We start from the raw sequence: 13848 nt of genomic DNA, 5'->3' as shown, positions 1-13848 counted from the left end.
TTAGTCTTGTACTTTTTATATAGAGCTTTTATAGGTTGTAAATAGCTGTTTTAAGATTCGTTACAGATGGATGATCGTTTACTCCTCCAGATTTTGCGTTTTCTTCAAAAAAAACATTAAAGCTATTTTTAGCCTTTTCTTTCTCTTTTGTATGTAAATAAAGTTTAGCCAACATAAGGTTTCCCATAATAATACCATTCTCTTTATCTGCAGCAAAATTTACAGCTATTTTAATGAAGTTGTCTATAATCTCTGTAGATTTAGATAGTTTTGGAGATCTTAAAATCTCATCGCAAATGTTATAATAATTATGAATGTATCTTTGGTCTCCTTTTAGAGTTTCTGCATCTTTTATTTTATTATCATACCAAGTTTGCAATTGGTTATTAGCAAGGTAATAGTTATAACTTAAACTCATTTTTATATCTCCAAATTCATTGATGCCAAAAGGTTTGACACATCTATCTACTTCTTTGTTAAGTTCTTTAATGCTTTTGCATTTTGTTGCGTATTCTTGTAAATGAACGTAAATAGGTGAATAGAAAACGGTACCATATTCAAAAGGTTCAGTTATTTCTTTTACCTTTTTTTTATTTTTTAATAGGTAGTTAAATGCCTTAGTATTGTATGCATAATTGGCAGCAGAGATTACAAAAAATAAATCTTTAGTCATAAATTTTTCTAAATCAGACTGCTTAATAATTTCTTTAGCAACAGTAGCCATATTTTTGCTGTCATGCTGTTTTTTTAAAGCAGATAAGTAGGACATTAAAAATTCAGGGTCTTTATTTCCACTGTCGTATTTTGCTTTAAGCGAACTTATTCTTAAGTTAGGATTTAATGCAGATTTAGCACCTTCAATTAAATCTGGAGCTTTTAATCCTCCCACTAGTTTATGTACTTCGTTACCATTACCATCTATAAAAAGTAGAGTAGGGTAAGCTTTTATTCCATATTTGCTATTTAAGGCAATACCTTCTCCTTTTTCCATGTCTACTTTAATACTAATAAAGTTGTCATTAAAAAAATCGCCAACTTCTTTTTGAGGAAAAATTTCTTTGCTCATCCATTTGCAAGGGCCACACCAAGTTGTGTAACAGTCCATGAATACCAATTTGTTTTCTTTTTTTGCTTTTTCGATAGCTTCTTTAAATGTACCATGTTCAAAAGATATGCCTTGAGAAAATGATGCTGTTGAAATGAAGGTGAAAATTATTAATACGACTACTTTTTTCATTGGTTTAATATTTTAAGTTGTTTTACATGCCTTAAGACTTTAAAAATTATAATTACCATTACTAACAAAAAGTTAAAGTTTAAAAGGCTTTTTATGACAAGATGAGTACCTGCGTTATACAGAAAAAGAAATAAGTAAACTATGTTAGTTTAATAGTTTGTTTAAAAAGGGTTTAATGTTATCACTAGAAGGTCTTGGAGCATTAGAACTCACAATATTACCAGCAGGATCTATTAGAATAAATTTTGGAATGCCATTTACCTTATAATCTTTAACAAACTTAGATTTAAAAGCTTTATCTGCTAAAAGCTGAATGCCTTTCATATTATCGTTTGTTACCATATTTTTCCATGCACTATAGGCTTTTTTAGTGTCTACAGATATACTAATAAAAGCTATGTTTTTATCATTATATTCTTTTTCTATTTTCTCTAAAAAAGGAATTTCATATTTACATGGTCCGCACCAAGTAGCCCAAATATCTATATAAACATATTTACCTTTAAAATCTGATAAAGAGTTAGTGTCTCCTGCATGGTTCTCATAGTTTTCAAATGTAGGTGATGGGGCTCCCTTACTTAATACTTTTAACTCATTATACAAATTTGTTATTCTTTCTTTATCAAATGTATCTGTAGAGTTATTCATAAAGAAATTATAAATTTCAGTTAAATCATCTTTTCTAGGTAACCTTGTGTTTGTTTCAAAATACAGCATTTTATTTTTAATAACTTCATTGGGCACGGTATTAAATACATTTAAAAACTCCATGTCTGTAGGGTAGGATTCCTCTGTGTTTTTTACTGCAATATCTTTAAAGTGATTAAATAATGCATATTGGTAAAGACTTGATTGCATGAAATCTTCTACTCTATCATAAGTTAATTCATCTAATGCTTTTGTAAATGATTTAGATGGGATATATGTAGAGTCTTTGCTGATGTATGGGTAAACACTTTTATATCTTGAAATAAAATCTATATATTGATAATGGATGTCTTTTTGTTCTTTAGCTCTTATCTCTTCAGGAATATTTTGGGTTTCCGATAAGGCAATTTCCATTTCAGTTTTTATATCATCTATTTTGGTTATAAAGTCTGCCTCTATATTGTCAAATATATTTTTAGAGTTTTGAGCATCTTCTCCTGTTCTACCATAGGCTTTTTTAATAATTCTTTCTTTTTTTAACAGATATTTTGAAACTGGAGCGCCTTCTCCTGTTAACTTTATTGAACTTTCAAAGTTTGTGGCATTATAAGAGATATTGATGTCTACACCTTTATAAAGATATAATGATGTAATGTTTTTACCTTCTATAAAGTAAAAATGCCCATCCATTACATTAAGAGTATCTCTAAAAGAACCATTTTCTGAAAGATTAATAGTGTGTTTAGGGTTAGGGTCTACATCAAACATTATACTATTCTTTAGCTCTATTGTTTTTGAGCTTGAATTGGTTATTGTTCCAGAAATTATAACGTAATCTGTAGTTTTAGGAGAGTTTTCTTTACAGCCAACCAAACTTAATATTAAGCTAGTTATTAAAATAATATTCTTCATAAATAAAAGGGGTATTAATTTAATATTTTCTTTAACTCTTCTGTTAGGCTATCTGTATATTTATGTTTGTAAACAATGTTACCTTCTGGAGATATTAATATTAAATGCGGAATTGCAATTACAGTATATTTACTACCAATACTTACAGGTAGTTTAGCATCATCAATAACTTGTGTCCACGGTAATTTATGTTTGTCTACAGCTTCAATCCACTTATCATAATTTTTATCTGTACTTATGCTTAAAATAGATAGTTGGTCTTCTGTATAAGTTTCTCTTATTTCTTTTAATTCAGGAAAACCTTTTATACATGGTCCGCACCAATATGCCCAAAAATCGATTAGTAAATACTTGCCTTTGTAGTCTGTTAAAGACACATCTTTATTATCATAACTTTTAAGTGTAAATGTTGGTGCAGGCATACCAACAGCTACTAAATCTAAATTTTTTCTTCTTTCTACAAGGGGTGCAACAAAATAATTGGTGTGTAAACTGCTGTCAAAACTATTTAAAACCGTATCTAAAGTTTTTGCATCTGCTCCCCAAAATTGACTATATGCTGTTTGAGCTAAAGCAATGTTTTTTGGGTGCTTTTTAATTGTTTCTATAAGGTTTGAAGCAAAGCTGGTTTTAAAGTTTTCTTCTTCTGGAGTTAAGTCTTTTTTATACCTTAAACGTTCCATTTTAGATAGGCCAAGCGTTTCTTTAATTTTAATAAACTCCTTATGCTTTGGTGTGCCTTTTACTATAAGACTATCGTTTATTATAGATAGATTAAATTCGCCCGGGCCAGTAAAAATTTCTGTTTGGTAGGTTTTATTATTGTAATTAATAGATATTCTTCTTATTGCTTTTACAGTATCTATTTCTATGGTGGTTGTTTTTTGTTTAATAGAATCTTTAATGGTAAATTTATTATAAGCCTCCTTAGTTTCTACACGCTGGTAAGGTGCTATGGTTAAAATACCATTGCTAGATCCATCTACATTAATATTGAGCTTACAAGTGTCTGGTTTTTTATTTTCTGCATTATTGCAAGCACTTAAAACTAGGGTAGCAATAATTAAAATGAATTTTGTTTTTTTCATGGTAAAATTTGATAGTGTGATGTTTTGATACACCAAAAGGTTTGTTAATAGACTAAAAAGCTAGAGGTAAAATTATCTAGCTTTTTAGTTTTAAATAAGCTTATAAAAACTTGTTTTAATCTCTTATGTTATCTCCTATTTCTGGGTTTTGTAAGATGTACTTTTTGGCTATAGGTAAAGCCCAGTTTTTACTGTTGGCAGGCAAAGTAAATGTATTGCCATTATAGGTGTGTGTAAGGTCTATTTTTGGTGTGTCGTATACGTTGTAGCGTTTTAAATCGAATAAACGATGGCCTTTCATAAACAACTCTAGCCTTCTTTCTTTTTTAACCAAAGCTAAAACCTCGTTTTGATCTGTGGCTGTTATTGGGGTGAAGGTATCGGTATCCATTCTTTTTTCTCGTAATGTATTCAAATCATTAACAGCTAAGTTTACTTGGTTTAATCTTGCATAGCACTCTGCTCTGGTTAAAAACATTTCGGCAGTAGAAGGGCCAATAGGCTTAAAACCTCTAGCAAATCCCATAGCATATATTTGTTCTGTGCCAGATAAGCCAAATAGTGAAGGTGGGCCAAACAAACGTCTTCTTTGGTCGTTAGGTTCTAATAAATTTAAATAATCATCAGAAGCAATTGTTGTACTGTATGTTCCGCTTGATGCTTTATGCCAAATAATTTCTGGATCTTCTTGAGGAATATCTCCTGGACTAGCTATGCCTGGGAAAAACCAATCTGGAAACGTATTAAAGTCTACTAGTGTATTATTTAGTGTCAATGCATTATTGGCAGCGTCTCTAGCATTTTCAAAATCTCCCATGTATAAATATATACGAGCTAAAAGACTATATGCTCCCGCTTTTGATGGGCGATGAATTAATTCTGGTGTATTTGGTAAGTATGTTACAGCTTCTGTTAAATCATCTAAAATTACATCGTAAACATCGCTTACAGTTGCACGAGGAAAGTCTATACCAATAAGTTCTGTGTTTAAGCGTAAAGGTATGCTAAGATCTGTGTTTGCGGTTGCTGCGTTATAATGTGGTGCATATAAATTAACTAAAGAAAAATAAGCAAATGCTCTGTGTGCTTGTGCTTCTGCCTTTAAAGCGAGCTTGTCTTCTAAAGTACCATCGCTGGCATTGGGAGCATCTTTAATAATAATGTTAGATACATATATTTGGCCATATAAGGTTTGCCAATCGCCATCTTCTTCGGCTTCAGTATAAATATTATCGTTCCATGTATACGTATTTGTTGATGCAACTCCGTCTGGAAAAAAACTTATAAGATTGTCTGTTATCATAACATCATCGCTAGTTAATTCGTTATTAGAAAAACTATTTACAAATCCAGGAGATATGACTTGTAAACCTTGAGTGTTTCCAAATACTTCGGTTTGATCTAAAAGCAATCTATAATCGTTAATTTTACTAGGAATTACTTGACCTTTTGGTTGAATATCTAAATAATCTTCTCTGTCGCAAGAAAACATTAGTAATATAAGTGATAGTATATATAGTGTATTTTTCATAATTAACATTTTAGAAATTAGCATTTAAACTTAGGGTAAATGTTGGTCTTATTTTAAAGATTAAGCTCTCTGGATCAACATCCCATTTGTTAAAATTAATTAAGGCTAAATTTGTTGCTTGAAGACTAATAGATAGTCTTTTAAAACCTGCTAAATTGGTTATTTTATCATTTAATTGATAGCCTAATACAACTTCTCTTAAACGAATATGCGAAGCATCATCTACATGCTGACTGCCATATTTGTAATACGTTTGGTAAGTGTCTAGAGTGGCATCTGTTCTTGTTGTTGGTATCCTTGGAATATCTGTAGTTAACTCGTCTCCTGGGGTTTGCCATCTGTTTTCAAAATCTTTATGTATATAGTGGTTACCACCAAAAGCATTTGGAAGACTTGCATAATCCATAAAGTTGGTGTTTCTAAATACATGACCAAACTTAAAACTTGTTAAAGCTCTTAAAGTAAGACCTTTGTACGAAAATTGATTAACCCAACCACCATATACTTTTGGAGTTGTTGTGCCTTCGTATTTTAAGGCTTCAACCACATCGATGTCTCTATTTACTAGCTCTCCTTCTTCATTTAAAAATAAAGGGTCTCCCTCTTCATTTAAACCTTCAAATTGATAACTGTATAAGTAGCGTAAAGGTTTGTCTTTTAAAGGAGAACGCAGAATAGTATATGCAAAAGGTGTGTTTTCTGGAACATCTACTTCTGTAACTGTATTTTTATTATATCCAAGGTTAAGTGTTGTATTGTATTTAAAGTCTTTTTTGTTAATAACCAGACCTTTTAAAGAAACATCTATACCTTTGTTTTCCATTTCTCCAGCATTAATTAAAGCAGAATTAAATCCTAAAATAGAAGGGAAAATAACATTGGATAGTAAATCTTCACTACGTCTTTTATAGTATTCAATAGACCCACTAAGCCTGTTGTTAAACATACCAAAGTCTAAACCTAAATTAGTTACGTAGACTTTTTCTAGTCTTAATTCTGGGTTTTTAACATTAGAAATAAAAGCGTATTCGTCTCCAGTAAAAGGGTCTGTAGAAATTCCTGCTTGTACAAATGGGCTTGTAGTATTGTTTACATTACCATTGCTACCATAAGTTGCTCTTAGCGATAAATAGTTTATTGTTTTGTTGCTAAAAAAATCTTCGTTATGGATAGCCCATTTACCACCTATAGAATATAAGGGGATGTTTTTATACTTATCGCTAGCCCCAAATAAATTGGCGTCGTCTAAGCGTGTGCTTCCTGTAAGGGTGTATTTTTTATCGTAGGTATAAGCAAAGTTTCCGTAGTACGAAATAAATCTATTTTCGTTTTCTGTAATAGTGGCATAGTTAGGAATTTGATTTTCTCCAAAAAAGTAAACGGTAGGAAATCTATCGGCAAAATTTAAATTACTTGCAAAATTTAGCGACTGGTCGTCGTAACCATATAATCTATTTCCGTTTGAGTCCGAAAGTACTTTTCTTACCTCGTATCCACCAATAACATTAATGTTGTGTAAGTTGTTTTTAAAAGATTGATTGTAGTTTAATTGTAATCTCCCTGATTGAGATTCAGAATTATATGTATTTAAATCTAACATGCTTCCTTCTGGAATGGCACTAACTAAAGCTCCGTTAGCTCCTGTGTTTGTCGTGTAAGTGTTAACTAGGTTTCTTACTTGAAACGTGTTTTCGTTGTAAAGGTTTCTATTTTCTGTAATGCCCTTTTCGTACTGGTACCTGCCTTCTAAAGATAAATGATTTGTTATTTTGTAATTTAAAGCAGCTTGTAATCTAATTTGAGAACTTTTAGAACTGTTATTTTTGTTTTCAAATTCTTGTAATAAGTTATAATCCCAGTTGTAAGGATATCCGTTTTCTACACTTCTAGCGTCTTTAAATTCTTGATAAAACCCTTGAGATTGTGTTAAGCGCTCACCATTGCTATCTATAATATTTTGGTATTGGTCTAAGCCTATAGCATTAGAAAGAGACAGTCCGTTTAGTTTCGATTTGGATTGCGAATAATTAACTCTACCAGTAAAAGTAAATTTTGGAGATATGTTTATTTGGTTGCTAATATTAGCTACAATTTGATCGCCATCGTTGTTTTTAAACGATCCGTTATTTTTATTTTGATTATACATTAAAGAAGCACGGTAACTGCTGTTTTCGCCTCCGCCATTAATGCTTAAATTGTGTTGCAACCAAGTTTGATTTGCTATAAATAAATCTTCAAATTGATCTCTGCTATCAATGTTTTTTAAGTTGTTTATAATAGCATCTGCTTCTGTATTAGTTATTAACCCTTCGTTTAAAGATAGATAGGTTTCTAGTCCTTTTGAAATGTTTGACGAGTTAAAGGCATTTGGTAGGTTCCTCCAAGAATTATCTGCCATGTGTTTTTCAAATTCTAAAAAACTTTCTGTAGTTGCATATGGCTGTTCGTGTAAATCTAATTGATTGGTTATAGAAAAACTAGTTGAATAGCTAACCGCAGGCTTAGCATTTTTAGTGCCTTTTTTGGTAATAATTACTATAACTCCGTTTGCTGCTCTTATACCCCAAATAGAAGCTGCAGCTGCATCTTTTAAAACAGTAATGGTTTCAACATCATTTGGGTTTATGGTTTCTATTCCTTGCTCAATAGGAAAACCGTCTACCACAACTAAAGGATCGTTTACAGAGTTTATTGTACTTATACCTCTAATTGTTGCCCCATCTTCGGCGTCAAATAAAACCCCAGAAACTTCGCCTTCAATTTTATCAAAAATACTTTGAGATGTTTTTATGCTTAATGTTTTTTCATTCAATTGCTCAAAAGATCCAGTAGCACGTTCTTTTGATATTTTTTGATATCCTGTATTTAAAATAACCTCGTCTAGCTTATTTGCATTTTCTTTTAAAATAACATTAAGTTCTTGTTGGTTAGTAACTGTAATTTCTTGTGGTATAAAACCAACATAAGAGAATTTTAAAATATCTCCTTTTGAAGCGCTTATTTTATAATCTCCATCAAAATTAGACGATGCGCCTCGCAGTATTTCTCCTTTTGAGTTTGTTGCTATAATATTGGCTCCTACTAGAGGTGCTCCATTAACATCTGTAATATTACCTTTTATTAATTGCTGATAATTGTTTTTATTTACACTCGTAATATGTTTTAAAACTATGGTTTTTCCAACAGTTAACTCGTAGGTATAGTTACCATAAGATAAACTTTTGGTAAGTAAATTATGAGCAGTAATTGTGCCTTTATTTAACTCTACTTTTGGGGCATTTTTAAAGTCTTCCGTTTTGTAAACAAACCTATAGTCTGTTTCTTTTTTTATGAGTTCGAAAACATCTATTACCGATATTTTTTGATCTCTATCAATGTTTATTTTTACATTTTGCGAAAAACTGGCCCTGCTATTAAAACCAAAAGTTAAAACACAACTTAAAAAGATGAGAGTTTTCATAATAAATAGTAGCGATTTTTCCCTAAAGACTATAGGGCCTCTAATAAATTTAATTTTCATAAATTTGACTGTTTTGGTTAGTTAAACATTTTAATTAATTATTACAATACTAAAGGGGACTGAGAATGGTACGGTAGGATGTCTAGTCTCTGTTCCTCTTTTTTGTTTTATATGTTATTCTATCATAATTTTTCCTTTTTCTAATTTAAAAGATACATTACCTGTATTTTGAATCATATTTAGAACTTCACTTATGTTTTGACTTTTGTCAAAAACGCCTCCAAATAAATCGTTTTCTAGTGCTTTGTTTTTAAATATAAACTCTATATTATACCATCTAGACAGGGTATTCATAATGTCTTTTAATGGTTTGTTTTTAAAACTAAATACACCTTCTTTCCAAGAGATTTCGTTGTAAACATCTATATTAGAAACAGAAATAGTTTCATCGTTATTTAAAACAATAGCTTGTTGGTTTGGTGTTAAAAGCTTATTGTTGTTAGCCTTATTAATAGCTACACTACCCTCTATAAGTGTTGTATATGTAGTATTATCGTTTTTATAGGCTTTAATATTAAATTCGGTACCTAAAACCTCGACCTCTTGTTTATTAGTTAGTACTTTAAATTTAGCGCCATTGTGGTTAGTGCTTGGCGATACATCAAAATAAGCCTCGCCATAAACCAATTCTGTTTGTCTTGTTTGCCCCTCTATAAAGTGTACAGGGTATTTTAATTGAGATTCAGAGTTTAGCCAAACCTTAGTCCCGTCTGCTAATGTTACATTATATTGCCCACCTCTTGGCACTGTTAAATAGTTGTATGCTATATCTTGTTTAGTGTTGTTTTTTGTTTTGTAGGTTAGTGCCTTTCCGTTGCTTTCTACATTATTTGAAATATAATTTTTATCTTTTTCTAAAAAAATATTAGTGCCATCTTCTAGAGTTAATGTTGCCTTGTCTGTGCCAACTTTAATATTGGTGTCGCTTATGGTAATATTACCTTTATTTAAGCTATTCTGATTTAAATAAAAATACCCAACAGCCATAAATAATACAATAGCAGCAGCATATTTAATATAGTTGCGTTTATATAACAGAATAGGTTTATTTTGTTGTTTTATAGTGTTAAATACTTTATTGTAAGCTTCTTCTTCGTCTATTTTATTATAAAGTAGATTTAAAGTATAAGCGTGGCGTACTTGCGTATTAAAGGCTTTTTGGTTCTTAGGGTTTTTAAGCCAAATGCGCAATTCTTTCTTTTCTTCTTCTGTAATAGAATCTGATAAAAGCTTACTAATTAAATTTTTCACGTCTTTTTTTTTAGTGTTGTATGGTACTGACGCAAATTTTTAAGAAAACCCCTAAAGAAAAATTAAATAATTGTTAAATATTTTTTTTTATTGATGCGATTTCTGCTAAGTTTACTTCTTAGAAACAGTTAATGAAGGATATTTTTTTATTAGAGGCGATTAAGAAGAATGATAAAAAGGCATTCAAAATTTTCTTTGATAAGTATTACACACCTTTAGTTGGCTATATTAATACTTTTACCAAAGATCTTTATTTGGCTGAAGATATTGCCCAACAGTCTTTTATTATTTTTTGGACAAAAAGAAAGAAAATAAAAATTTTAAAATCTCCTAAAAGCTATTTGTATTCTATAGCTTATAATTCTTATATAGATTATTACAGAAAAAAGAAAAAGCAAGATACTTTTTTTGATGATTTAAAAGAAAAAGCTTTACGCGATTTGGTTGAAGAAGATGAAGAATTGATGCAAAAGAGGCTAGAAAAGCTTAAAACAATTATAAACGATTTACCGCCAAGATGCCAGCAAATTTTAAAAATGAATAAGTTTGAAGGTTTTAAATATAGTGAGATAGCAGAAAAACTAGGTGTTTCTATAAAAACCGTAGAGGTACAAATGGGTATAGCTTTTAAAAAAATAAGAAAGGGGTTTGAAGACACGCCATTTTTATTATTTTTAGTAAGGCAGTTGGCTTAAATAGATGTATTACTTGTATAATAAAAGCCAGTTATAAAAATATAACTGGCTTTTGTTATTAACAGAGCGATGTTTTATTTTTCAGGTTTAAAAACAACCTCGTAAGATTTATTATTTTTTAATAATTTCTTAGTAATTTCTTGAACATCTTTTGTTGTTATTGAGTTAATGATGTCTTCAAAGTTTTTAGATTCAGTTCTATTATAGCCTTCTAAAATAAGAGTTTGCATCGCACTCATGTCGTAACGGTTAGAGCTTTTACTTTCTTCTCTTTCTTTTAAAAAGTTAGTTAAAACTTTATCTAAGTCGTTTTGTTGTATGGAGCCATTTTTAATCAAGTCAATTTCTTTATAAACAATACTTATTAACTTTTCTGCAAGGTCTGGATTACAATCAAAACTAACACCTAAACTAGCTCTAGAAACTGGTTTTTTAGATAAAGCTCCATTACTTCTTGCTCCATATGTGCCTCCTTCTTCTTCTCTTAAAGACTGTGTGTATCTAAGCGTAAGTATATCGCCTAAAATACTCATTAAGTAAGCATTTTTTAAAGTATAAGGCATCTCGTTTTTTATAGCAATTTTGACAGATGTTTTGGCATCTTGCATGGGCAAGTAAATATCTTTATCTGTGTTGTCTCTTATCCAATTTACAGAGTTGTCTTTCCAGTGTTCTTTTTCTGTAGTTGCAGGTATACTAGCAATATATTTTTCTAATAAAGGTTCTAATTGTTTTGCAGTAACATCGCCCGAGATAAAGAATTGAAAATCGCCTATGTTAGCAAATCTAGATTTATATATATCTTCAACCTTATCTAAGCTAAATTTTTGAATATATGCTTTGTCAAAAAGTGGTTTTTTAGGATTGTTTTTACCATATAACGTTACGGTTAAACTATCACTTATTTTAGATTTTAAATCTTGACTTTTTCTTACCAAGTAGTTATCTACATTTTGCATAAATACATTGTATGCAGTTTTATCAAAGCGAGGTTTAGTAAAACGTAAGTTAGCTAACTCTAGCATGGTTTCTACATCTTTAGTTGTAGAGCCACCAGATATGGTTTCAGATAAACCATTAATTTTAAAGTTAGCGCTAGCTTGTTTTCCAGCTAATACTTTTGGTAATTCTGTTGCAGAAAACTCGCCTAACCCAGACATGCTAACTACATTACCTAAAATACTTGCAGATGGCATGTCTTCTAACGGTAGTAAAGAGGTACCACCATAGCTATGTGCTAGCATGCTTACTTTATTTTTGTCTTTATTTACAAATTGAAAATGTACTTTTACATTGTTACTAAGTGTATATGTAGTAAAACCAAGAGCTTTGTTAATTTCTTTATTTACAATTTTTCCAGGCGTTAAGTTTACACCAGACATTAAAGGTTTTAATGCGTCCTCTTCTTTATAAGGTTTTAATGTTGTACTATTTTCAACTTCGTTTAATATGCTTATGGCTTGATCTTTTGTTAGGTTGTTTTTACCTTTTACACCTGTAACAATTAAACTTCTGTTCTTTTTTGTGTAAAGTTTTTGTACCTGTTTAAGTAAATCTTTTTGCGAAATATTATCTAACAAATCTTTTGCAATTTCATACTCTTTAGCTAAATCTCCTATTGTATTATTATCTAAATAATTAGACTGAATAATTTTAATAATTTGCTTGTGGCTTCTGTCTTCTAATTTTGCTATTTGATTTTCGTAACCACTTTTATAGCTTACCAATACACGATTAATTTCGGCTTTAGTAAAGCCAAATTTTATAGCTCTATTAATTTCGCTCATTGCGAGTTTAAAAGATTCTTGTTGCTTTCCTTCTTTTGGAGATATTTGAACGCTAAAAGCATTATGTAAACGGGTCGCGTTGCTATAGCCTGCACGCACTCCTATAAAAGGTGCTTCTGGATTTTGAGTAATATTGCTAAAGCGTTCTCTTAATATACTCGAAATAATGCCATTTAATAAGCTTTCTTTTAAATCGGCAACAGTTTCGTTAGCTAAACTATTGGCATGGCGAATACTAAATTGTATGCTTGCAGTAGAAACCTCATCGTCCATTCCAATGGCATAATCTAGGTTTTGGTTATCTTCAATTTTGACATTAAAACGTTTCGGACCGTTTTTTATAGCTGGTATTGCCGAGAATTTAGATATAACTTTTGCTTCCATTTCTGCCATGTCAAAATCGCCAACAATAGCAATGGCTTGCAAATCTGTGCGATACCAGTTATGGTAAAAATCTCGTAAAGCCTTGTATTCAAAGTTTTCTACAATATCCATTAATCCTATTGGAAGTCTTTTTGAGTAAACAGAATGTCCAAACATGGTACCAATAGTTTTTTCTAGAATACGAGCTCTTCCGTTTTGTCGTGTACGCCATTCTTCTTTTATAACACCGCGTTCTGCATCTATTTCTTCTTCGGTTAGTAATAAATAGTTAGACCAATCATGAAGTATTTGTAAACCAATATCTGTTAATCTAGGTGTTGTTGGTACATTATTTACGTTGTATACGGTTTCATCAAAAGAAGTGTAAGCATTAATATCTTTCCCAAAAACAATACCTTCTTTTTCTAGAGTGTTTAAAATACCCTTTCCTTCAAAGTTTTCTGTACCGTTAAATGCCATGTGCTCTAAAAAATGAGCTAAACCTTGTTGATTGTCTTCTTCTAAAACAGATCCTACATTTTGAATTATATAGTAACTGGCAACACCTTTGGTTACATCTGTGCTATGTAAGTAATACGTCATACCGTTAGGTAAAACGCCTTTTTTAATACTAGAGTCTATAGGTAATGGTGCGCTTAAATTTTGAGCACCAATACTTGCGATTAAAAAAAGTGATAATACTGTTAAGATTTTTTTCATCTTTTTAAGTTTGATTATGAGTTATATAAGTATAGAGTAGAAAAAAACGAAGTACCCTTATTAAGGAAATGTTAAAATGAGTACATGTGCTTTTAT

General features: G+C 30.7%; 8 protein-coding genes. 1 reads left to right on the top strand and 7 read right to left on the bottom strand.

Annotated features, from left to right (window positions below; genetic code table 11):
• Positions 1-28 precede the first annotated feature (28 nt).
• The 6 genes from ABD715_RS07320 to ABD715_RS07295 all read right to left on the bottom strand — a co-directional run bounded on the left by ABD715_RS07320 (position 29) and on the right by ABD715_RS07295 (position 10187).
• Positions 29-1237, bottom strand: coding sequence for a thioredoxin family protein (locus tag ABD715_RS07320; protein ID WP_344787487.1), 1209 nt, complete (start codon positions 1235-1237; stop codon positions 29-31).
• A gap of 144 nt (positions 1238-1381) precedes the next feature.
• Positions 1382-2797 (bottom strand): TlpA family protein disulfide reductase, encoded by a 1416-nt coding sequence (locus tag ABD715_RS07315; RefSeq protein ID WP_344787486.1) that lies wholly within the window; start codon positions 2795-2797, stop codon positions 1382-1384.
• A gap of 14 nt (positions 2798-2811) precedes the next feature.
• Complete coding sequence (locus ABD715_RS07310; protein ID WP_344787485.1) at positions 2812-3885, bottom strand: TlpA family protein disulfide reductase; 1074 nt, start codon at positions 3883-3885, stop codon at positions 2812-2814.
• Between the two features lie 115 nt (positions 3886-4000).
• Positions 4001-5416 carry a RagB/SusD family nutrient uptake outer membrane protein gene (locus tag ABD715_RS07305; RefSeq protein WP_344787484.1) on the bottom strand — a complete coding sequence of 472 codons (1416 nt, stop codon included), beginning with the start codon at positions 5414-5416 and terminating at the stop codon, positions 4001-4003.
• A gap of 10 nt (positions 5417-5426) precedes the next feature.
• A complete protein-coding gene (locus ABD715_RS07300) occupies positions 5427-8876 on the bottom strand; it encodes a SusC/RagA family TonB-linked outer membrane protein (protein WP_344787483.1) in 3450 nt (1149 codons plus the stop codon).
• 174 nt (positions 8877-9050) lie between these two features.
• Positions 9051-10187, bottom strand: a complete 1137-nt coding sequence (locus ABD715_RS07295) for a FecR family protein (RefSeq protein ID WP_344787482.1) — start codon at positions 10185-10187, stop codon at positions 9051-9053.
• 131 nt (positions 10188-10318) lie between these two features.
• On the opposite strand from ABD715_RS07295, the gene ABD715_RS07290 reads away from it, so the two are divergent.
• Complete coding sequence (locus ABD715_RS07290; protein WP_344787481.1) at positions 10319-10882, top strand: RNA polymerase sigma factor; 564 nt, start codon at positions 10319-10321, stop codon at positions 10880-10882.
• 74 nt (positions 10883-10956) lie between these two features.
• Here ABD715_RS07290 and ABD715_RS07285 read toward each other — a convergent pair whose 3' ends face one another.
• Entirely contained in the window at positions 10957-13752 is a 2796-nt protein-coding gene (locus ABD715_RS07285) for a M16 family metallopeptidase (RefSeq protein ID WP_344787480.1), read from the bottom strand.
• Between the last annotated feature and the right edge of the window lie 96 nt (positions 13753-13848).

The organism is Postechiella marina, assembly GCF_039538365.1.
Lineage (GTDB): Bacteria > Bacteroidota > Bacteroidia > Flavobacteriales > Flavobacteriaceae > Postechiella > Postechiella marina.
Note: the sequence above shows the minus strand (reverse complement) of the source record. Positions and strands in the feature narration are given on the sequence as shown.